Origin of the sequence: Streptomyces iconiensis, assembly GCF_028657195.3 — a bacterium.
In the GTDB taxonomy this organism is placed as follows: domain Bacteria; phylum Actinomycetota; class Actinomycetes; order Streptomycetales; family Streptomycetaceae; genus Streptomyces; species Streptomyces iconiensis.
This window is the reverse complement of the sequence record NZ_JANCPR020000001.1, coordinates 247,551-269,330: the sequence shown is the minus strand read 5'-3', so window position 1 is coordinate 269,330 and position 21,780 is coordinate 247,551. Positions and strand designations below refer to the sequence as shown.

The 21,780-nt window shown below is 68.5% G+C and carries 15 protein-coding genes, 1 pseudogene and 3 CRISPR repeat arrays (1 of these 19 cut by a window edge); of the genes and pseudogenes, 9 read left to right on the top strand and 7 right to left on the bottom strand.

What is annotated here, in order from left to right:
* Nucleotides 1-22 precede the first annotated feature (22 nt).
* A complete protein-coding gene (gene ltrA, locus NMN56_RS01165) occupies nucleotides 23-1,282 on the bottom strand; it encodes a group II intron reverse transcriptase/maturase (RefSeq protein WP_274039742.1) in 1,260 nt (419 codons plus the stop codon).
* 425 nt (nucleotides 1,283-1,707) lie between these two features.
* Between ltrA and NMN56_RS01160 the strand changes: the two genes are divergently transcribed.
* Nucleotides 1,708-2,346, top strand: coding sequence for a transposase (locus NMN56_RS01160; protein ID WP_347178566.1), 639 nt, complete (start codon nucleotides 1,708-1,710; stop codon nucleotides 2,344-2,346).
* 1,075 nt (nucleotides 2,347-3,421) lie between these two features.
* Nucleotides 3,422-4,121: direct repeats of the CRISPR family, unit length 29 nt; unit sequence CGGTTCACCCCCGCCCGCGCGGGGAGCAC.
* Between the two features lie 18 nt (nucleotides 4,122-4,139).
* Here NMN56_RS01160 and cas2e read toward each other — a convergent pair.
* The 4 genes and pseudogenes from cas2e to NMN56_RS42985 all read right to left on the bottom strand — a co-directional run.
* Nucleotides 4,140-4,454, bottom strand: coding sequence for a type I-E CRISPR-associated endoribonuclease Cas2e (cas2e, locus tag NMN56_RS01155; protein ID WP_274039743.1), 315 nt, complete (start codon nucleotides 4,452-4,454; stop codon nucleotides 4,140-4,142).
* Between the two features lie 67 nt (nucleotides 4,455-4,521).
* Nucleotides 4,522-5,511, bottom strand: a complete 990-nt coding sequence (gene cas1e, locus NMN56_RS01150; RefSeq protein WP_274039744.1) for a type I-E CRISPR-associated endonuclease Cas1e — start codon at nucleotides 5,509-5,511, stop codon at nucleotides 4,522-4,524.
* Nucleotides 5,512-5,517: 6 nt separating this feature from the next.
* On the bottom strand, nucleotides 5,518-6,270 hold the full coding sequence (gene cas6e / locus NMN56_RS01145; RefSeq protein WP_274039745.1) for a type I-E CRISPR-associated protein Cas6/Cse3/CasE: 753 nt from the start codon (nucleotides 6,268-6,270) through the stop codon (nucleotides 5,518-5,520).
* Between the two features lie 279 nt (nucleotides 6,271-6,549).
* Nucleotides 6,550-6,624, bottom strand: a pseudogene (locus NMN56_RS42985) (hypothetical protein); the annotation flags it as partial.
* A 771-nt stretch (nucleotides 6,625-7,395) separates the two neighbouring features.
* Between NMN56_RS42985 and NMN56_RS01135 the strand changes: the two are divergent.
* The 6 genes from NMN56_RS01135 (at nucleotide 7,396) to cas6e (NMN56_RS01110) (ending at nucleotide 15,188) form a co-directional block, all read left to right on the top strand.
* Nucleotides 7,396-10,122, top strand: coding sequence for a CRISPR-associated endonuclease Cas3'' (locus NMN56_RS01135; RefSeq protein ID WP_274039746.1), 2,727 nt, complete (start codon nucleotides 7,396-7,398; stop codon nucleotides 10,120-10,122).
* Nucleotides 10,123-10,187: 65 nt separating this feature from the next.
* A complete protein-coding gene (gene casA / locus NMN56_RS01130) occupies nucleotides 10,188-11,786 on the top strand; it encodes a type I-E CRISPR-associated protein Cse1/CasA (RefSeq protein WP_274039747.1) in 1,599 nt (532 codons plus the stop codon).
* 28 nt (nucleotides 11,787-11,814) lie between these two features.
* Nucleotides 11,815-12,507: a type I-E CRISPR-associated protein Cse2/CasB gene (gene casB / locus NMN56_RS01125; protein ID WP_274039748.1), complete on the top strand. Its 693-nt coding sequence runs from the start codon at nucleotides 11,815-11,817 to the stop codon at nucleotides 12,505-12,507.
* A gap of 25 nt (nucleotides 12,508-12,532) precedes the next feature.
* Nucleotides 12,533-13,708 (top strand): type I-E CRISPR-associated protein Cas7/Cse4/CasC, encoded by a 1,176-nt coding sequence (gene cas7e, locus NMN56_RS01120; RefSeq protein ID WP_274039749.1) that lies wholly within the window; start codon nucleotides 12,533-12,535, stop codon nucleotides 13,706-13,708.
* Nucleotides 13,705-14,523 carry a type I-E CRISPR-associated protein Cas5/CasD gene (gene cas5e, locus NMN56_RS01115; RefSeq protein WP_274039750.1) on the top strand — a complete coding sequence of 273 codons (819 nt, stop codon included), beginning with the start codon at nucleotides 13,705-13,707 and terminating at the stop codon, nucleotides 14,521-14,523. The genes cas7e and cas5e overlap by 4 nt, the downstream gene beginning before the upstream one ends.
* Nucleotides 14,520-15,188, top strand: a complete 669-nt coding sequence (gene cas6e / locus NMN56_RS01110; RefSeq protein WP_274039751.1) for a type I-E CRISPR-associated protein Cas6/Cse3/CasE — start codon at nucleotides 14,520-14,522, stop codon at nucleotides 15,186-15,188. Before cas5e ends, cas6e (NMN56_RS01110) begins: the two co-directional genes overlap by 4 nt.
* Here cas6e (NMN56_RS01110) and NMN56_RS01105 read toward each other — a convergent pair.
* On the bottom strand, nucleotides 15,166-17,367 hold the full coding sequence (locus NMN56_RS01105) for a CRISPR-associated endonuclease Cas3'' (protein ID WP_274039752.1): 2,202 nt from the start codon (nucleotides 17,365-17,367) through the stop codon (nucleotides 15,166-15,168). The genes cas6e (NMN56_RS01110) and NMN56_RS01105 overlap by 23 nt on opposite strands.
* Before the next feature lie 128 nt (nucleotides 17,368-17,495).
* Nucleotides 17,496-19,171: a CRISPR direct-repeat array (repeat unit 29 nt; unit sequence GTGGTCCCCGCGCGAGCGGGGGTGGTCCG).
* An 839-nt stretch (nucleotides 19,172-20,010) separates the two neighbouring features.
* On the opposite strand from NMN56_RS01105, the gene NMN56_RS01100 reads away from it, so the two are divergent.
* Nucleotides 20,011-20,244 carry a type II toxin-antitoxin system VapB family antitoxin gene (locus tag NMN56_RS01100; RefSeq protein WP_274039753.1) on the top strand — a complete coding sequence of 78 codons (234 nt, stop codon included), beginning with the start codon at nucleotides 20,011-20,013 and terminating at the stop codon, nucleotides 20,242-20,244.
* Complete coding sequence (locus NMN56_RS01095; RefSeq protein ID WP_274039754.1) at nucleotides 20,241-20,648, top strand: PIN domain nuclease; 408 nt, start codon at nucleotides 20,241-20,243, stop codon at nucleotides 20,646-20,648. The genes NMN56_RS01100 and NMN56_RS01095 overlap by 4 nt, the downstream gene beginning before the upstream one ends.
* 296 nt (nucleotides 20,649-20,944) lie before the next feature.
* Here NMN56_RS01095 and NMN56_RS01090 read toward each other — a convergent pair whose 3' ends face one another.
* Nucleotides 20,945-21,361, bottom strand: a complete 417-nt coding sequence (locus tag NMN56_RS01090; RefSeq protein ID WP_280842615.1) for an HD domain-containing protein — start codon at nucleotides 21,359-21,361, stop codon at nucleotides 20,945-20,947.
* A gap of 83 nt (nucleotides 21,362-21,444) precedes the next feature.
* Nucleotides 21,445-21,780: direct repeats of the CRISPR family, unit length 29 nt; unit sequence GTGGTCCCCGCGCGAGCGGGGGTGGTCCG (it continues 364 nt past the right edge of the window).

Sequence of the window (21,780 nt, the reverse complement as noted above, 5' to 3'; positions counted from 1 at the left end):
ACGGCTCTTGTCGTTCTGTTCTTCAGGTCATCACGGCTGCGACGGTGCAGCGCCAATGTGTGAACATGCGGGGGTGCCTTCGGGCGATCTCCTGCATCTTCGCGATGGCTTTCCGTTCAGCCGCAAGCCGCTTGTACTTCTGGCGGATCCAGCGCACCAGGTAGGCGTTGATGCGCATCAAGAAGGGGTTCAATTCCCACGGCCTGAACCGGCCGTAGTAGTTGATCCAGCCGGCCACGACAGGGTTGATCCTGCGGGCAAGCTCCTTGAAGGGGAGATCCGAGCGGGTGTGCAAGTGCCAGGAGCGCACTTCCCGTCCCATCTTGTTCAGGGCGTCCCTACTGACAGCAGGATCGAACGACTGGAATGACTTGCCGTAGCGATCCCGGTTTTGTCTGGCTCGGAACGTGTAGCCGAGGAAGGTGAACGCCGTGTGCTCGAAGGAGCCGCGACGTCTGCCGTCCTTGCAGTACACGAGCCGGGTCTTGGCCGGGTGCAGGTGCAGTCCGACCTCGGCCATCCTGTCCATGAGCGCGGCCAGTACCTGCCGGGCCTGACGCTCGGTGACGCAGTGCAGGACCGCATCGTCCGCATACCGTTCGAACCAGATGTTCGGGAACTCCCGCGCCATCCAGGCATCGAACGCATAGTGCAGGAACAGGTTCGCCAACACAGGAGAAACCGGCGCCCCTTGCGGGGTTCCGTACTCCCGTTCCAGCAGAGAACCGTCGGGCATGGCGAGCGGCGCATGGAGCCACCGCCGCACACACAATTTCACCCAAACGGCATCGGTGTGAGCTTCCACCTCCTTGACCAGCAGGTCCCAGGGCACGCTGTCGAAGAACCGGGTGATGTCGAACTCCACCACCCAGTCCCGCTTCCAGCAGCGCTCCCGGCACCTTTCCACTGCGTCCAAGGCGGACCGTCCGGGCCGGTATCCGTAGCTGTCAGGATGGAAAATCGGATCCACTCTTCGCATCAGATGCCGGGCCACCACGGTCTGGGCAACGCGGTCGGCGACAGCGGGAATGCCGAGCATTCTCGTGCCGCCACCATGCGGCTTGGGGATCTCCACCGCGCGCACCGGAGGCGGGAAGTACGAGCCCGATGACATTCGGTTCCAGACCTTGTACAGATTGTTCGCCAGGTCCTTCTCGAAGTCCTCGATGCTCTGCCCATCCACACCGGGTGCGCCCTTGTTCGCCCTGACTTCCTCCCACGCCTCCTTGACTTCCCACTTCGAGATATCAAACGGCTTGATCTGAGACTTCAACTGGCCCATCGCACTCCTCCCGGACGCAGTCCGGTTGATGTGATCAACACAGTCACGAACGACCCGGCCCCTTCGCTCCACCCCCGTTACAGGGGCTTCGTCACTACTACGAGCCGGTCCGCCAGCAGGTCCCGCGTCGGTACTCGACCCCTTGTGGTGTCCGCCACTTGGGGCACTCCCTCTTCCCCGCCGCATGGCGGGGCGTGTCGGGACCTGCCTTCTCCTGTTCCATGCGAAAGCAGCAGACTGGACTCGCGTCGCCTACATGCCGGACACCACCTGGCCAATAGACGGGCACCCGCCAGGCTCATCCCGGGATTCTGGTCACACCCCGGTTTCGATGCCGTCTTTACCTTTTTCGACACGTCAGCAGCGATTCACTTGCATTCGCCTTTCCAGTCCCCACCTGACGCCTCTTACGACGCCTTTCCCTCATCGCTCACCACGACGGTCTTCAGCCAACGCAGCATGAGGCGGTTTGGAGCCTCCCCCCGCAGGGCGACTCCGAAGGGCCAAACCTTCATCTCTCGCACAGCACCATTTCCAGAAGCTGTCCTACTACCAACTCCCTTTCATGTTCAGGACACAAGACCAGCAAGGTCCACCTGCTGGCCGATGACCGGGCCCGCCCGCTGACCTGGCAGACCTCGCCCGGTCAGCGGGGCGACAACCCCATGCTCGTTCCGGTGCTGGAGGGGTTGCGGGTCGGGCGGCGCGGGCCGGGACGGCCGCGTACCCGCCCGGACCGGTTGCGTGGCGACAAGGCTTACTCCAGCCGTGAGACCCGGGCCTACCTACGACGCAGGCACATCAAGGCGACCGTCGCCCAGCCCGGGGACCAGCGGGCCCACCGTCGGCGGAAGGGGCGGGCCGGCGGCCGGCCCCCAGCCTTCGACAAGACCCAGTACAAGCGCCGGAGCGCTGCCGAACGGTGTGTCAGCAAGTGGAAGCAGTTCCGCGCCGTCGCCAGCCCCTACGACAAACGCGACTACATCTTCAACGGCACCCTCACCGCAGCCGCGATGGTGATCTGGCTCCACGACACCGTCCAAGAGCCATCAGAAGGGCCCTAAGGCGAAGGAGAAGGCCGACGTCACCGCACGGGAAGCTGCTGCTGTAGTCCTGCGACTGTTCGACAACGACGCCGAGTTGGTCTCGGAACTGCTGGGCGTCCCGGCAGAGGAACTGGAACGTGAGGCGAAGCCTGTTACCGCCGCTCGGGCAAAGGAGATCATCGAGACCCTGCGGGCCCGTGCCGAGCGACCCAGGCCCGCCCGAACCCGTAAGCCTCGGGCGGATGCGGCAGAGGCGGCCTCTTCGACCTCGGGCGCCTCGACCCCGGTCGTCGCGACGAACGACAGCCGGGCTGATGCCGCCTGAAGCCGACTTCGGGCCCGGCCTCTTCCCGCTCACGGCGGTGAACGGGGCCGGGCCCGTTCACGTTGATGAACAACTTTCCCTCATCGGCGAGCCAATGCCCGTGCGTATACCGGCTGTTGAATGGATAGCCTGGCTGGCCGACGAGTCCGTTCAGGCCCGGTACTGGGCAAAGGTCTACCGAACCTCGTCAACCGAGGACTGCTGGTTCTTCCTCGGCGGAATCTCCAGCACCGGCCACGCCTCATTCCGGGCCGCATCCCGGCCGGGGCGAACCAGGCGTGGGACCATCCCTGCCCACCTTTACGGCTACCAGCTCGCGCACGGAGTGATCCCACGACTCGGCTGGGGCGACGACCACCCCTCCGTCTGCCACACATGTGACAACCACTCCTGCCAGCAACCCAAGCATCTACGACTGGGCACCCCTGCGGAAAACCGGGCGGAGTGGCTGGCCCGACGCCACAACCCTGACAGTCCCCTCGCGGATCTCCGCGGGCCTGCAGGTCGTTCGCGAGCCATCGGGGCCGCGATCCGCAGAGGGCTGTCACTCGGCGAATCCCCATCGGACACCGCCCTCCGAATCCGTAGAGCCGCAGCGGTCGGCAGACCGCTGAGTCTCTGGTAATCGCTCCGGCGTTGAAGCACACAACAATTTCGCGCGCGGCGCCGAACTACACATCCTTGGAAGGCAATTCACCCAGACCCCACCAACCCGACTCCGCTTGTGCGGGAATCAATGCGGGCAGATCCCGGCCGCCTCCGTACGTTCGGTTCACCCCCGCCCGCGCGGGGAGCACTCGCTGATCACGCGCCCCCAGGCCGCGATCATCGGTTCACCCCCGCCCGCGCGGGGAGCACCACTGGAACCGGGCCCGGTCTTCGCGCTCCCACGGTTCACCCCCGCCCGCGCGGGGAGCACACCAGTCGTTCCTGCTCGTGCATGCCGAGGTGCGGTTCACCCCCGCCCACGCGGGGAGCACTCCTTGATTCGGATGGCCTTGCCGTCACGGAACGGTTCACCCCCGCCCACGCGGGGAGCACGTGGTCGATCCCAGCGCCACCGTGGCGAGAGCCGGTTCACCCCCGCCCGCGCGGGGAGCACGCATCGGTGTGCCCCGCCCACGCGGCCAGCACCGGTTCACCCCCGCCCGCGCGGGGAGCACCCTGGCCTACCTGGTACAGGCACGCCAAGCAGCGGTTCACCCCCGCCCGCGCGGGGAGCACGCAGCGATTACCGCCGTGGCTTTCTCCCAGTGCGGTTCACCCCCGCCCGCGCGGGGAGCACGACGAGGGGCGAAGACCCCGAAGATTCTGGATCGGTTCACCCCCGCCCGCGCGGGGAGCACTAGCCGACGATGCCCTTGATGACTTTCTTGCCCGGTTCACCCCCGCCCGCGCGGGGAGCACCGAACTCTCAGCCCCGACGAGGCGGTTGACCTCGGTTCACCCCCGCCCGCGCGGGGAGCACCCTTCCCGACCTGCAACGCTATACCCCCTTTGCCATCTCTTGGTCTTCCTCGGGCCGGAAGGCGATCAGGGTGATGCCGTCGAAGTCGATCGGGATGCGGCGGCGTTCGCCTGCGGTGTGGAGGGCGAAGCCTTGTTCGTTGGCTTCGGGGTGGATGAGGACGGCGGCGCCGGTACCGATGGAGGCATGGACGACGGACCACAGTTCGTCGCGGACTCGGGCGGAGAGGGTGCCGACGTAGAGGCCGGGCATGGGTTCTGTCATCCAGCGGGTGAGGGCACCTCTGACGTGGTCGGGGACAGCGGTCGTGGCGAGAACGGTCATGGACGGCATTGTTGGCGGCCTTTGTCGGGCAAGGGTTTGGCGGTCTCTGGGTGGGCTTCGGCGGGTGCTGGGCGCATCACGCCTGGTCCTCGTGGTCCGCGTAGTTGACGCCTGCGGGCACGGAGCCGCTGGTGGGGTCCCACAGGTTGACCATGTCTACGGCCTGTCCGTCGGGCAGCGGGTCGGCTTCTTCGGGGGCGAGGAGGGTCTGGACGTCGTTCACGATGCGTGGCAGCAGCTTGAAGAGACGTAGCTCTTGGCGGAAGCGGCGGCGGGCTTCCGCTTCTGGGTTGGTGGAGTCGTGCAGCGAGAAGGCCAGCGGCACGGTGAGTTCGGCCTTGTACAGGTCGGCGACGTCGTAGACGAAGGCGAGCTGGGCCCCTTGGTGGACGAAGCCGAGCGCGGGTGAGCAGCCCAGGGCGGTGAGTGCGGCGTGGACGATGCCGTAGAGGCAGGTGTTGGCCGAGGAGAGGGCCAGGTTGACCGGGTCCTGGGTGTCCCAGGAGTCGGGGTCGTAGGCGCGGCGGAAGCGGCCGATGCGGTGTTGCTGGGCGAGGAGTTTGTAGAGGGCTTTCATCCGCTGTCCCTCCATCCCCCGCAGACTTGCCAGCTCGGTGCTGGGCGGTACCCGCGTCTGGAAGCGCATGAGGTACATCTCCCGCGCGACGGCGAGGCGCCGTTCGGTGTCGCTCCAGCGGTGTACCTGGTGTTCGAGCCAGCGGGTGGTGAGGGAGGCGGGGGTGGTGGCGGAGTAGCAGCGGACTCCGCCCGAGCCGGTGCAGACCACCGTGGTTCCGTGGCGGGCGAGGGTGGAGAGCGCGGGCTGGGTGATGGAGGTGCCCGGCCCGAGCAGGAGGCAGGAGAGCGCGGAGGTGGGCAGGTAGACGCGGGTGGTCTCGCCGTCGGCCGAGGTGGTCTCGGCGCTGATGCCGGTGTCGTCCTGGACTATGCGGACGACGTCGGCGTACAGGAAGGAGAGGGAGTCGCCGAAGCGGGGCAGCATGGCGAGGGTGGGGGCGGCGATGCGACGGCGGGCGGTCGCCTTGGTGTGCGGGGCAGAGGACATGAGCGCCTACCCGTCGCGTCCGGCGGGCGCGAGGCTGAGCAGTCCGCATCCATAGGACTTGCTGCGTCCGATGCCCTTGAGCAGGGCCTCACGCAGGGCGGCCGGGTCCTGGACGGTGGCGGTGCCCTGGAAGAGCGTGGCCGCGTGCTCGATACGGACGGTGCTCCCCTTGGCTCCCCGTCCTGCGCCTGCCGTCTGTGGACCGCTCTTGCCTGGGCTTTCCGAGCTGACGGGGTGGGAGGCCGCGAGAGCCTGCGCCGGCTCCGACGCCAGCGTGTTGAGGACCAGGCCGGCGCCGGTCGCGCGCTCGATCCACCACTGGTCGGCGTCGTCCCCGTGCAGGGGGACGGCTTGCTTCCAGCGGCCGACGGTGCTGTTACGGCCGCAGCGGCGAATGGTGTTGCCCAAGAAGCGGTAGCGCAGCGGGAGTCCGGGGCGCAGGGAAGTGAGCATGGGCCCCATGTCGCGGGTCTGTGCCTGCGCGTAGCCGGTGGGCAGGCGGCTGGTGTCCACGGGAGTACGGGTCTGGACCAGCAGCGCGGTCACGGCACCCTGGGTGTCGAGCCGGAAGAGAAGACCGGCCTGGGCCCGGGGGCTTTCTCCGAGTCCGTCGGGCACGAGCTTCATGAGGCGGCGGTGGAGCCCCGCGGCGTTGGCGAGGTCGAACTGGACCTGTCGGTGTCCGGGGTTGAGGAGTAGGCGCGTCAGCCATGCCTGCTGGGTGGTGGTGCCACTGCCGGTGGCGACCGGGGTGGTCATGAGGCGCTCCCTTCGGGGCGGAAGCAGTGGAGGTAGGTGGTGAGGGCGTCGAGGTAGTCCGTGCCGTAGCCGCCGCACAGGTCGGCGGGGAGGGCACGGCTGGTGGTGTAGGCGGGGAGGGAGCGGAAGACACGGTCGCGCGCGCAGGACGCCGCTGTCCCCCGAGGAGGGTGTGGATACGGTCGGCGTAGCTGCTGAGGGCTTCGCGTGACATGCGGGCCCGTCCCTTGCCTCGGCCCGCACCGGCTTCTCGAACGCGGCGGCCAGGGGGAGCGGGCGGTCGGAGCGGACAGCCACGTGGACCAGGTCGGGTGCGGTGTTGGGGGCGGTGAAGGTCTTCTTCGCGGAAGGCATCGAGACGATGAACGCGTCGAGGAAGGCCGCGGCCGATCATTTTCAACCCGGCTTTCCCGATACGAATACCGCGTACTCCACCACAGCCCTCTGAACAACATGGCCGGGCGACGGACGTGGCTGAAGTCAGGGACTGCCGAGGCGACTTGGAAACCGCAGGTCGCGAAGCGCGCTCTCCGCGTGCGCGGGGAGCGCTGCACCGCGAGGACCCCGGTCTCCGCAGCGGCCGGTTCACCCCCGCCTGCGCAGGGAGCAGGACTCGGAGACCGCCGTCGGGGCCCTGCGAAGAGTGACGTGTCAGATGTGATGCGGAGGTTCAGACGCGGGAGGGGTGACGGGCCCCCGGAGCCCGTCACCTTGGCTCAGATGAGCCAGCTGACGAGTTCGTGGATCAGGACACGGAGTGCCGTGCTGACCACCAGCCGTGAGCCCTCAAGGAGGACCTCGCGGCGAAGGATGAACTTGTGCAGGAATAGGGACATGAACCCTCCAAGTTGTGACGCTCCGAGGGGTCCGCGTCCCTCGGGGAGGGTCGTGGCCTTGTCCCGAACCGCCGTCGCTTGGATGGCCGTTGCGATTCCGCGCACCTCCCGGGGAGGCGTGCAGCAGTGCGTATTCTACGGGGCACCGGTGCCGGCGCCAACGTGAATGAGTGCACGCCCGTCGTCGGCCACCGGAAGGTCATCGCGCCAAGGTGAGGAAGTGCGGGTGCGGTGTGTCCGCCGCGCATCGGTGCAGGTGCACCTGCACCACATCGCGTGAAGGAGCCGCATGCCTCTGGACTCCCGACTCTGGGGCAAGGCCCGGAAGCTGGGTAAGAACGCCCGCCTCGCGGAAAACACGCATCCCGTGATCTGCCATCTCCTGGACACGGCGGCCGTCGCCGAGGTCATCTGGGACGAGCTGCTGACGGCGCACCAGCGGAGCATGGTGGCGGAGGCGCTGCAGGTTCCGGAGGCGGAGGCGCGGGCGCTCGCGGCGTTCTGGGCGGGGCTTCATGACATCGGGAAGATCAGCGTGCCGTTCCAGTTGCATCGGCATGGCCCGAAGAACGCGGACGGGACGCTGCTCGCGGCGGAATTGGGCGACCAGGCGGCGTACGCGTTCGATACCCGCGCCACGGAGGACAGGCAGTCACATGAGGCGGCGGCGCACTGGTGGCTGGTGGGGCTCTTCCAGGAGATCGGCTATCCGTCATCGAAGCGGCGTCCGCAGACGCGGCTCAGCCACGCGGTGTCCCAGCTCCTTGGCGGACACGGGGGCCGATACCACCCGGTACTGCATGACAAGGACTCCCGGTGCCCGGCGGCGCGTCACCCCGGTCTGGGCGTGGGAGGTTGGGAGGAGCAGCGGCGGATCCACTTCGCCGAGGTGCGCAGGGTGGTCGGGGCGCAGGTGGTTCCACAGGGGCGGATGACACCCGGAGCGGCCGTGGTCCTGACGGGGTTGGTGATGCTGTCGGACTGGCTGGCCAGTATCGAGGACGAGATCCAGACCCGGCTCAGGGAGGTCGGATGGGCCGGGACTCCTGAAGACCTGGACTCCTATTGGCAGGTCGCCCGCGATGCGGCACCCCGGCTGGTGCGGCAGACGGAGCTGCTGGGGACGGGCTTCGCCCGGCCTCCGGGCCCGTCGCGGTACGAAGACGAGGCCGAGCTTCATGGAAGTCTGGCCCGCCAGCTGCCCGGGCTCGTGGCCGCGCACGGGCCGGGCATGGCTGTAGTGAGCTCCCCGCCGGGAGAGGACCGTACGAGAACGGCTCTCCACGCTGCGGCGGTCTTGGGGCATGCGGTCGGCGCACGGGGTCTCTTCTACGCCCTGCCGACCGGGTCGGCGGCCGACAGCCACATGGGACAGGTGCACGCCTTCGCTGAGCAGGCACTCACCGGTCCCTGGCAGTCGCTCCTGCTTCACAGTTCCTCGCGGCTGAATCCGGCTGAGGCGGCGGGTGCGTGGGCGCGGGCCAGTGCGACGGGCGGAATCGGTGGGGAGCCTGGCGAGGGGTGGGCCCCGACGGCGAACAGCTGGCTCAACTACCGGCACCGCGCGCTCCTGGCCCCGCTGGGTACCGGGACGGTCGACGAACTGCTGCAGTCCATGCTGCCGTTGGCGTTCAACGTGATGAGACTCTTCGCCTTCTCCGGCAAGGTCGTCGTCGTCGATGAAGCGCATGCTCGCGGCGCTTGGGGGCAGAAGCTGATGCTGCGGTTCCTGGAGTGGGCTGCTGCCCTGCGCATCCCGGTGGTGCTTGCTACTGCGACGGCGGACAAGTCGGTAGACGCAATGCTGGCGGCGTACCGCCGTGGCGCTGGAGAGAGCAAGGAGCCGGTGAAGCAGCCTCGTCGGCTGCCCGGGTGGTCGTTCGTGGATGCGCGGTCCGGCGCCGAGCACGCCTGCGAGCAGCCGGCCGCGCCCGACCGTGCCGTCACGCTCAGCATCGAGGTCGTCGATGGGACGCCATACGACGAGGTCCGGGCGGCTCTTGCACGGATGGCCGCGACCGGCAAGCGTGCGGCCGTCGTCTATCAGTCCTCCCCCGAGGAAGCCATCCGCATGTTCCGGCAGCTCGAAGAGGACCTGCCCGGTTTCGACGTGCGCCTGGTCCACGAGCAGATGTGCAACAAGGACCGATGGCAGCGGCTCGCCGCTTGCCGCAGCGTCTTCGCCCGTACCTCTGGGGCTCCGGGGCCCTCGGTGCTGGTGACGACGCCGATGCTGCAGCATGTCCAGGGCCTGCATTTCGACCTCGTCGTCTCGGGGCCCGCGCCCCTCGCTGACCTGCTGATCCGCGCGGAACAGCGGGCCGGCGACGCGCCGCGGCTCCTGGTGCTGGGGGCGGGCGCGGCTTCCGCCCTGGACGACGCCGGGCTGGTGCGGCGTACCGCCGAACTCCTCGGGGCCGGCCGCACGGTGTCCCTGCCCGACGAAGGGCCACTGCTGCTGGACGAGGTCTACGCCGACGAACTCGTCGACGGGCTGGAGGACGCCGTGGCGCGTGAGCTACGGCAGTTGGACAACCGGCGCACGGTCCGGGAACGCGCAGGCAGCGGCACCGCGGGCTGGGCGGCAGTGCCCGGGCCGCGAGAGCTTGAGGGCGACCTTGGCCAACTGAGCCGCTACCACCCGGGGATGGGCCCTGAGCTGCTCACGCGCGTACTCGGCGGGGAGATGGTGCAGGTGGTGTGCCTGTACTCCGGTTACAACAAGCAGGGACAGGACGTGTACTTCCTGGAAGACGGCGTCCTTGAGGAGAAGACCGGCCCTCCAGGCAAGAAGAAGCCGAACCCGGCTCAGTTCGTGCCCTATCTGGTGCCGGTACCCAAACGGCTCCTGCAGGGCGTGGAGGGCGACGCCAACCGCACCTGGCACGACATGGCAGCCCTCAAGGCCGTGCTCCGCCTGCACTTGGACCCTGTGGACGACCGGTGGGAGCACACCACCCCGACTCACCACTTCCGTATGAGCCACCTGGGCCTGGAGATCGAGCACTTGCCGTAACGACCCACGCCACTCGCGTCCCCACGCCTAGACTCGGTGCACGCTTCGACCAGGGGGGAAGACGCGTGACCACGCCTGCATCCGATCTGATCGACCAGCCATGGATCCCGGTCGCGTGGGTGAAGGGAAAGTCAGGTCCACCGGAAGTGGGCCTCAAGGAGCTGTTCCTGCGTGCCCGTGACATCCGCACCCTCCTCGTCCCGGAAGCCCCCGCCCACTCGGCGCTGCTGCGCCTGCTGTACGCGCTCACCGCCCGGATCACCGGCCTGGACGAGGCCGGGCCGGGAAGCTGGGGCGACCGGCGGGAGGAGATCCTCGACCAGGGCTTTCCCGAGCAGAGCATCGAACTCCCCAAGGGCCACCGGCCGGGTATCGACGGCTACTTCACTCAGTGGCGTCACCGCTTCGGTCTCTTCGACAGCGAGCGCCCCTGGCTCCAGGACCCCCGCCTTCCTCAGCAGTGCGACAGCACCAACACCGCCGGGGTCAACAAGCTGGTCATGAGCCGGGCAGCGGGCAACAACCACTCCTGGTTCGGGCACTGGAACAGCGAGAAGCTCCTGTTCCCCGGCCTCTCGCAAGCAGCGCTGGCGCTGCTGACCTGGCACTACTGGGGAGCCCCTGGTACCTGCTCGACTCGTACGGTCGGCACGGTGAGCCATCACTACGCGAAGGCATCACCGCTGCGGGCGGCACTGTCGTACCACCCCGAGTGCGACAACCTCTTCCTGACGCTGCTCGCCGGCCTGACCCCGCCGGACAGCGACGTCAGCCGGGAGACCGACCTGTGTCCCTGGGAGCGCGACACCCTCTCCGACCCGCTCAAACCGATGCCCGAACCACAAGGGCCCTGCTCACGGCTCACCGCCTGCTCGCAGCACGCGCTGTATCTCGTGCCCGCCGACGACGGCGAGCATATCGCCGACGCGTACATCACCTGGGCCTACGACGCCGAGCGGCTCCGGCCCCAAGACGACTACCTGATCTGGGACTTCGACCAGGAGGGGAACACCTACCCCCGCTACGCCCGCTCCTCCCGGTCCCTGTGGCGGGACATCGACGCCCTTCTCCTCAAGCAGTTGGACGACGAAAGCCCTCTTCAGCCGAAGGTCATGGATCACGCCTTCGACGTCAGCGAGTACCTGCGGGTGCGCGCGCTCGGCTTCGAACAGGACGCCGCCCAGGCGGCGAACTACCAATACGTCGATTCCGTCACCCCGGTGCTCCTCTCCCGAGCGGAGAAAGCCGCGGTGAGTACCGAGCGTCCCGTACGCCAGCTCCGGGAACTCGGCGAACTCTTCGGAGGCCGGCTGGAGTACGCCACGAAGAGGGCCTGGCTGGGGTACACGGACGACAAGAAGAACGATCCCGGAGCCTGGCTCGACGCGGTCGCCGCGCGGTACTGGCCCGCGGCGGAGAAGGAGTTCTGGGCCCGCTTCCGGCGCCTGACACGGGCAGAGGGTGCCGCAGACTCCGGCTTCGATTTCGAGGCGACGTGCCGGGCCTTCGCGCGGCACGCGCTGGAGGCGTACGAGGCGGTGACCGACTCTGTGACACGTACGCCGCGGGGCGCGAAGGCCGTGACCGGAGCAAAGTCGATCATCCTCGCTGCCCGAAGCGACCCGCTCAAGGCGATGGAGCAGAGGAGGAAGAAGAAGTCGTAGCCCTCCCCCGCCAACCCGAGGACAGGACGTGACCACCCAAGCCCCCGAAGAGAGCAAGCCGCACCGCAAGCGTGCCGCCTGCCTCGCCTTCACCGACCACATCGAGCGCCTGTGCCGCAACGATCCCGGGGCCCGCGCCGCCCTGCGCGCGGGCCTGCGCCGCGACCTCGACCACCCACGCGCACGCGACATGCACCGGCTGCTCACGCCGCTGCTGCGTGACGGGTGCGATGACCGCACGGCACAGGCTCACTACACGGTGGCCTCGCTGATCGCGGCCCAGCCGCGGCACGCTTTCGTGGCCGACCAGGACGAGGACGAAGACGAAGGCGCCGAAGAGGCACCAGGGCCAGCCCAGAAGCAGACTTCACGAGAGGACGGGGAGCGGGGAGAGGGGAATACGCCGCCCAAGACCGCCCCGTACGGCACCTCGTACGGGACCTCGTTCGGCACCGCTCTGGGGCACGCGGTCACGGGGAAAGGCACGTCCATGCGGCTCAGCGCCGCGGAAAGCAGCATCAATCGTCTGACTCGGCAGAGCATCCGCGGCATCCACCTGCACCTTCCCGCTGCGGTGAACCAGGTGCGCACCACCGGCACCGTCATCGACTGGGGGCGGTTGCTGGCAGACCTCGTCGACTGGCCGTACCGGTCGGGCCGCATCTCCCGCCATTGGCTGCAGGACTTCTACCGGATCACCGCCCGCATCGACCAGGACTGACCTACCCACCCACAGGAGAACCCTGATGGCCGCCACACCCCGCTTCATCGACATCCACATCGTGCAGCCGGTGCCGTACGCAAATCTCAACCGGGACGACACCAACTCGGTGAAAACCGTGCTCTACGGCGACGCCCTGCGCACCCGCGTCTCCAGTCAGTCGTGGAAGCGGGCCGTCCGCGAGCACTTCCAGAACACCCTCGGGCACAGGACACTGCGCACGCGCCGCATCGGCGAACGGGTCACCGAGACGCTGCAAAGCCGCGGGTGGGACGGAGAACTCGCCGAACGTGCCGGTGCGCATGTGGCGGCGGGCAGCAGCATCAAGTGGGAGGTGGCCAAGGGACCGGACAAGCAGCCCATCAAGAACAAGGTGCTGACCAACGCGCTCGTCTACCTCCCCGAGGACGCTGTCGAGGCCCTGGCGGACATCGCCGAAGCCCACAAGGACGCGCTCACGACTGACTTCACCGGTAAAGTCAAAAAGCAGGAGAGTGTCCTGCCGAAGAAGCAGATCGACGAGATCCTGCGGGCGAAGAACGGCATCATCAACCTCTTCGGCCGGATGCTCGCCGAGGTCGACGAAGCCGGCGTCGACGGCGCCGTCCAGGTCGCGCACGCCTTCACCACCCACACCACCGAGGTCGAACTCGACTACTTCGCCGCCGTCGACGACGTCACCGAAGCGAAGAACGACGAGACAGGCAGCGGTCACATGGGAACTGCCGAGTTCAGCGCCAGCACCTTCTACCGGTTCGCCACCGTCGACCTCAAGGAGCTCGCCAAGAACCTGGGCGACGACAGCGCCCTCGATCCTGAGGCCGCCCGCGAACTCATCGGCCAGTTCCTGCTGTCCTTCATCGAGTCCCTGCCGCAGGCGAAAAAGAACTCCACCGCCCCGCACACACTCCCGCACCTGGTCCACGTCGCCGTACGCTCCGACCGGCCGCTGTCCTTCGCCGCCGCTTTCGAAGAGCCCGTACGGTCAGCCGCGCAGGGAGGCTTCGTCGGCCGCTCGGTGGTGGGCATCGACGCGTACGCCAAGGCCGCCAACACCCTCCTCGGCCCCGACCGCGTCCTGCACGCGGCACACGCCTCCCTCGAATTCGACAAGCTGCAGCACCTCGGCGAGCGCTGCTCCTCCTTCGAAGCACTCGTCTCCGCCGCCGTCGCCGCCGCTCTCGCCGAGGCCCCGCAGTGACCGCACGGCCCGCCCACGGGCTGCTGCTGCGGCTGACAGGCCCACTCCAGTCCTGGGGAACGCACAGCAAGTACACATGGCGGGACACCGCCCCGTTCCCCACACGGTCCGGGGTCATCGGCATGCTGGCCGCAGCCCTCGGGCGTGCACGCGGCGCGTCCATCACCGATCTGACGACGCTGTCGATGACGGTGCGTGTCGACCGACCGGGGGTCGTGCTGTCCGACTTCCACACTGTAGGCGGCGGACTGCCCGCACACGAGACCGTCATCACCGTCAACGGCGAACGCCGGAGCAACGGCACCCTGGTGTCCAAGCGCCAGTACCTCGCCGACGCAGCCTTCACCGTCGCCCTGACCTCCGACGACAACGAGCTGCTCACCTCGTGCGCCGGTGCCCTGCGGGAACCGCACTGGCCCCTCTTCCTCGGCCGCCGCGCCTGTCCGCCCGAAGGCCCCGTGCTGTTGGGAGCCGTGGAAGATCCACTGCACCACCTGGTACGGATGCCGCTGGCGGCCAAGAAGCCACACCGCGGCCCACAGCCGATCGAGTTCTACGGCGACAAGCCCCTCGGGGCCCTCCCCCTGGACTCCGACGCCGCCGACAGCGGCGACGGTGACCACCACAGCGGCGAAGTCACCGACGAACCGGTGTCCTTCGCTCCACTGGAGCGCCAATACCAGCCGCGCCCGCTGTACCGGCGTGCCGTGCACCTACCGGATGCCACGTACGAAGGCTTCGGCACCGGTTACCTGGAGAAGCTCCAGACCTATATCGACACCTACTTCATCGAGCCGCGGAGGAGCACCCGGTGACCCTGTGGCTGACCCGCATCGTGCCCTCGCCCACTTCTCCCGACGCCCGCCGGGACCTGCGCGGCGCCGCGCAGGGCATCCGCCTGCACCAGCGCGTCCTGCAGATGTTCCCCGACGGAGTCGAAGGCCCGGCCCGCGCGGCATACGGAGTGCTGTTCCGGGCCGAGGAAACCCCACGTGGGCCACAGATCCTCCTGCAGAGCCGCGTAGAGCCAGACCCCTCACGGCTGCCCGACGCGTACGGCAAGACCGAAACCCGCTCCCTCGACGACCTGCTGAAGGCGGTGCACAACGGGACGCTCGTCAACTACCGCTGCGTGGCCAACGCCGTGCGCAAGCCCTCGGCCAGGACGCAGGAGGAGTACAAGCTCCCGCCGGTCGTCGCCCTGAGCGGCAACGCCGCCATCGCATGGTGGGAACGCCAGTCCGCCGCAGCCGGCCTTGAACCCCTGCACGTCAACGCCCACCCCCTCGAAGCCGTAAGTGGCCCCCGCGGCACCGAAGGTGCCGCCGCACGGCAGCGAATCCGCCATTCCCGCACCCAATTCGACGGAATGGCTAGGGTCATAGACTCCGACCTTTGCCGTGAGAAACTCGCTGCTGGTATCGGACGGGGGAAGGCATACGGATGCGGACTGCTGACTATCGCACCCGTGCGTCAGTAACCGCGAAAGCCGAGCCGCTCCGCGGCGCTTCCCTCAGCAGACAGGGCGCTCCGACGCACGCAACGGTGTCGAGGCACGTCGTACGGTCCAGGACCTCGTTGGTACCGAGGGGATCTTCGGCGACGGCGCGTTCGCTGCCGGGCTCAAGTTCGCGCTCGGCCAGCCGCTTGTGGACTTCGGGCCCGTCGCGGCCTCGGCGGTGCACGACGTGAGCGCAGCAATGAGCAGACAAGCGGGCGTGCAGCAGCCGCAGCCGGGGACCGGCTGCGGCGTCCTCCCTGGCCGCGTCGTCCGCCGAACGGTCGTCCCAGCCCGCGTAATCCGCTCCGTACCGGCCTCGGTAGTGCTCGCGCAGAGCCTCATAGGTCTTCTGGGCTTCCGCGACGGTGGTGCAGATCACCGCGGCGCATCCGCCCTCCGCTGCCACTCCGTCGAGTTCCCCGAAGAGGGCGGTGAGGCGGTTTTCCGGGACCGTGAGGTCATAGGTGTGGGCGACCGGCAGCATCTCCAGCGCCAGTTCGCGGACCCGCACGCTGCTCACTGGTCTGTCCGGGACGGTGACCGCGCCGCTGACGGCGTCCAAGTACATCCATCCCGGGTACATGGGCGCAGGCAAGTCCTCCGCGCCTGAGCCGTGACCGGCACCTGCCCGGTACGCGCGCATCAGGCCGGCGGCCGTATCACCGGTAAGGGTCGCCGACAGCAGGACCACCGGGGCCCCCATGGCGCCCAGCCACTCCAGCAGCCGCAACAGCAGAGCGTGCGTGTACGCGTCGTAGGCATGCGCTTCGTCGATCACAACGGTCTTGCCGGAAAGCCCGAGATGCCGGAGTGCGTTGCGCTTCAGCGGAAGAACCCCCATCAGGGCCTGATCGATCGTCCCGACGGCGAGCGGGGCGAGGATGCCCCGACCGCGCATACGCAGCCACCTGCCGGCCGTCACGGCGACCGTCTCCTCCCGGCGCGGGTCGCCGTCACGGTCGGACAGGACACGGGGCTCGACCTCGCCACCGTCAGCCGGCGGCTCCGCGTAGGGCTGATACAGGTCGGCGGAACCGTGCAGCAGCGTCAACCGGGCCGTACCGAGCAGGTTCCGCCGCGCGAAGGCAGTGACCCGTTCGTACATCTGGTTCGCCGTGGCCTGGGTCGGCAGGGCGAACAACAGCCCGCAACTGTCGCTCGCCGCCCCCATCACCGTCGCCGCATGGAGCGCGGCCTCCGTCTTCCCCTCCCCCGTGGGCGCCGTCACCAGCAGCACACCCGGACCGCGTACCGCTGCCGCCAGCCCTTCCTGAAGGCTTGCCTGCAACGGGTAGGGCCTCGCGATCTCCGGGAAGAGCCCGGCAAAACTGCTCTCACGGAAGACCGCACGCCCCATCCCGGCCTCCTCCACCAACGCGGGCGCACCAGCGGAAGCACGCCGCGCATGGGCCCGCAGCGCGGCGGACGACCCCAGCCCTCCATCTGCCTCCGCTGCCGCCTGCTGCGCCTCAACGGTGTGGTCCTGGCTCGCCAGCCAGTCGGAGACGATCACCACGCCCGCGATCACGACCGCCAGCTCCACCGGCATACGCGGCACGCCGGGCGCCCCCGGCCTTCCCAACAGTGCGTGCAGAGCGGTCACATGCTCACGCCGCTGGCCGGCCCAGCCGCCCCCGCCCAGTTCGGGAAGGTCAAGTGCGGGGTCCCGCAGATCCTTCTGCTCCACACAGACGGGGTATCGGCCATGATGGCCACCGAGAAGCTGGGCAACCTGAGCGGCAAGAAGACGACTCGGAGGCCCTGATACGGGATATCCGAACTCCACCAGCAGATGAGGGAGAGCCCTGTTCGTCGCCAGCTCATGCCGGATCTTCTCTGCCTCGCTGTCGCCCTCACGATCATGCACGTACTCCGCCTCGGCCAGAAAGGCGCAGTGCAGCGGATGTTCCTGAGACGCCGCGGCCTGGAATTGGGGAAGGATCTTCCCAAGATCATGCAGACCGGCCCACAACATCACCAGCCGCCCGGCCTCGTCTTCGGAAACCCCCAGCGCCGCAGCGATCACGCGATGCCGGCTGGGCGAGAGAACCGCATCCCACACGGCCCCAGCGACCATCGCGGTGTCCACGAGATGCCCCACAAGCGGGTACGGCCGGGCTAAGCCATGGGATTTCCCCCAGATACGCGTATCGATCATTTCCAACCCCACATCCCCCAACACGAATACCGCGTACTCCACCACAGCCCTCTGACAACATGAGCAGGTGACAGACAGGAGCAAGTCAAGGACCGGCAAAGTGGCTTAGAAACCGCAGGTCGCGAGGGGTGGTCCCCGCGCGAGCGGGGGTGGTCCGCCTGGCCTTTAGGCCACTGGGCGCCCTCAGTGGTGGTCCCCGCGCGAGCGGGGGTGGTCCGTCACGGGGATCGAATTCCTCAAGTTCCCGGGTGTGGTCCCCGCGCGAGCGGGGGTGGTCCGGCGCCAAACCCCCCGTCAGACGGCCAAGGGCCGTGGTCCCCGCGCGAGCGGGGGTGGTCCGAGCACCCTCGCCGTGGACTTCCTGCGGTCCAAGTGGTCCCCGCGCGAGCGGGGGTGGTCCGCTCGGCGACATGGTGGGACACGAGGCGGTGGAGTGGTCCCCGCGCGAGCGGGGGTGGTCCGGACAGACGAACGCCCCCGCTGCGCGGGGGCGTGTGGTCCCCGCGCGAGCGGGGGTGGTCCGGCAGCAGCATGGACCGCGCGGAAGCTCGGCGAGTGGTCCCCGCGCGAGCGGGGATGGTCCGACTTCCGAGGATTCCGGGAGGCGATGCTGCGGGTGGTCCCCGCGCGAGCGGGGGTGGTCCGTGGCCGAACGGCTCGGTGTGCGCGAGGTGGACGTGGTCCCCGCGCGAGCGGGGGTGGTCCGTTTCAGCTCTCCCGACCAGCCAGTGACCCACAGTGGTCCCCGCGCGAGCGGGGGTGGTCCGAAGGTCGACCGGGACGACCCCGGAAAGGTCAGGTGGTCCCCGCGCGAGCGGGGGTGGTCCGCAGGCCGCGAAAGAAGCCCCGCCGGCGCCTTCGTGGTCCCCGCGCGAGCGGGGGTGGTCCGCCGGACAGGTCTTTCCCGAAGGCTCTGGCGGCGTGGTCCCCGCGCGAGCGGGGGTGGTCCGACCAGCCGTTACGAGACCGAGGTCGAGGTCGAGTGGTCCCCGCGCGAGCGGGGGTGGTCCTTCTTGGAAAGCGGTTCCGGGTTCCGTGAATTCGTGGTCCCCGCGCGAGCGGGGGTGGTCCGTGCAGCATCTGGTAGGCGCCGCCGCCGGGGACGTGGTCCCCGCGCGAGCGGGGGTGGTCCGAGGCTGGCGCGTGAGGCGATGCGTTGGCGGATGTGGTCCCCGCGCGAGCGGGGGTGGTCCCGCGAGCGACGCGGCCAGCGCGACGGCGCTGCTGCGGTCCCCGCGCGAGCGGGGGTGGTCCGGCCGTCTCCGGCGTACCGGGGCACCATATGGAGCAGTCCCCGCGCGAGCGGGGGTGGTCCGGAGGCCCCGGAGTTGGGGACCCGCACGCCATAGCGGTCCCCGCGCGAGCGGGGGTGGTCCGAAGAAGGTCACGCAGGCGGAGAAGGCGCACGAGCGGTCCCCGCGCGAGCGGGGGTGGTCCGGCTCATCGCATCCACTCCGATCGCGTGACGTCGCGGTCCCAGCGCGAGCGGGGGTGGTCCGCGTGACGGTGTGAAAAGCCGGGGGTAGGGACAGCGGTCCCCGCGCGAGCGGGGGTGGTCCGTCCATCCACCCCGGCTACTGGCCCGCTCTGGCGCGGTCCCCGCGCGAGCGGGGGTGGTCCGCAGACGATGTTGTCGTTCGACCCCGCGACCGTGCGGTCCCCGCGCGAGCGGGGGTGGTCCGGTCGGGGAGTCCCCGGAGCGGTTTGCGTTCGTGTGGTCCCCGCGCGAGCGGGGGTGGTCCGAGGGGCACTAGCGATGATGAGCATGGGCGGGAGTGGTCCCCGCGCGAGCGGGGGTACGTCGTATCCGGGTCACCGCGCCCGTTCAGGCACAGAAGTTCTTCACGCGCGGTCGGGTACGGCGTTCGGGCGGGAGCCGGGCTGAGGTCGGCTCTGAGCAGGGGGCGGCCCTGGTCGGGTGAAGGCGAAACTGCTTACGTTGAGTAGTCGGGACTGAGAGGGGCCCTACGCTCGCAGGGGTGAGATCGCAGTCACGCCTCGCCGCGTGAGGTGATGTGGTGCTCGGAACGACGCCGGGTGGTTCGCCTCTGCGGGGGCGGTCTTCAGCGCTGTGTGGCAGTTGCCTCACAGGCTTGGATCGAGCGGGACCGTCGAGGATCTGGTGGGATCGAATCCGCCATAGATGTCCGGTTCTCCGGTAAAACCGCAGGTGAGATGGGCCACCCTTTTAGGTTCGAGTCCCACCCGCCCCACCGAGCACGACAGTGCAGAATCGATCTGACCTGCAAAAACGCGGTTCGATGCGTGTTTTCACGTGTGGCATTTACCTCCGACCCGTGAGGCAAACGTGCGACATCACGGCCCGACCAAGCCGTCGAACCCCTTGCGAACTGGGGTTTTGTCGCGGATCCGGGTGGGATCCATGGTTGACGGTCCCACGGCTCCTACATGAGCCCACCCCACCTGCACCGAAGATCTCCGCCCTCGCTCTCACCATGAAGCGGTCCCGTTAGTTGGGGGGCTTCGCGTGAGGCCGGGTTTCGTGAGCGGCTTGAACTCCCATCGTGACTCCCCCCTGACGGTCCGGTCACGTCTGACCTGTACCCGAGGGACCGCCGCGAAGCATGTTGGCGATGTATCCTGACTATGTACATCATGGATTCGCGGTGAGGGGTGGCGAGCATGTCCGTAACCCAGATCGATCTCGATGACGAGGCACTGATCGAGGCGATGCGACTCATGGGCGTCTCGACGAAGAAGGAGACCGTCAACGCGGCCCTGCGGGACTACGTGGCGCGCATCAAGCGACTGGAGGCTGCCGAGAAGCTGGCCGAGCGGGGCGAGCGGGGCGAGTTCGAGGCCGCGGCCGCCGCGCATGCCGCCGCGAAGCGCGCCCGGCGGGCAGCCTTCGAGTGATCACTTACCTCCTCGACACTTCCGCTCTGTGGCACCTCTTCCGAACGCCGGGGGCGTTGCGACCCTGGGAAGGGCACATCGCCGCAGGTGTGTTCCACATCTGCGAGCCCACCAGGGCGGAGTTCCTCTACTCGGCCAAAAGCCCGGCCCACCGTGACGAGTTGACCGAAGAGCTGGATGGCCTCTGCCAGTTCTCGTCAGTCCCCAAGAACGCCTGGCGATGGGTCGATACCGCACAGTACAAGCTCACCCAGCAAGGGCAGCACCGCGCCGCCGGAGCCATCGATCTGTTGGTGTGCGCGACAGCGGTCCATCACCAGCACACAGTTCTCCACGTGGACAATGACTTCGCCACGGTGGCAGCAGTCCTCAAGGAAGTGCAGCAACGGGACGCACGGAACTGACTATTGATCATCGACCCGTATCAGCCACAGGCGAGACGGTAGCCAGTGTGATCGACATGATCTCGCGGCCCTTGGCGGGCCAGACGTGACAAGGCGCCCTGTCCTCGGGATCTGCGCCCTGACCATCAACCACGACGGCCGCCAACTGGCGTTCGGCAGCGCACCGCCATGATCAGCCGACCCTCGTCGCAGGCGCGGGGCCACTCCGACCGGGCTGCCATCCTGCTCTTCGTCGCCGGTGTCACCCACTCAAGAGCAAGGACACCGCGTCAAGCCAGGGGCAACCGTCGCCCCGCTCAGTTCGGGAAGGTCCTGTGCAGGGTCTCGCAGATCCTTCTGCTCCACACAGACGGGGTAACGGCCATGATGGCCACCGAGAAGCTGGGCAACCTGAGCGGCAAGCAGTGCAGCGGATGCTCCTGAGACGCCGCGGCCTGGAATTGCGGAAGGATCTTCCCAAGATCATGCAGACCGGCCCACAACATCACCAGCCGCCCGGCCCCGTCTTCGGAAACCCCCAGCGCCCCAGCGATCGCACGATGCCGGCTGGACGAGAGAACCGCATCCCACACGGCCCCAGCGACCATCGCCGTGTCCACGAGATGCCCCATCAGCGGGTACGGCCTGTCTAAGCCATGGGACTTCCCCCAGATACGCGTATCGATCACTTCCAACCCCACATCCCCCAGCACGAATACCGCGTACTCCACCACAGCCCTCTGACAACATGAGCAGGTGACAGACAGGAGCAAGTCAAGGACCGGCAAAGCGGCTTAGAAACCGCAGGTCGCGAAGGGTGGTCCCCGCGCGAGCGGGGGTGGTCCTCAGGTCGTCGTTGTCGTCCAGGGCGTCGGGGAGTGGTCCCCGCGCGAGCGGGGGTGGTCCGTGGTAGCCCTCGGCGCCCGGGACCGGTACGGCGTGGTCCCCGCGCGAGCGGGGGTGGTCCGTGTGCCCAGGCGAGCCATCCGACGGCGAGCAGGTGGTTCCCGCGCGAGCGGGGGTGGTCCGGAACTCGGCGTGTTCCTCGTTCTGTACGGGGAGTGGTCCCCGCGCGAGCGGGGGTGGTCCTTTGGGATCCCGTACGACTCCCCCGCATTCGAAGTGGTCCCCGCGCGAGCGGGGGTGGTCCGGA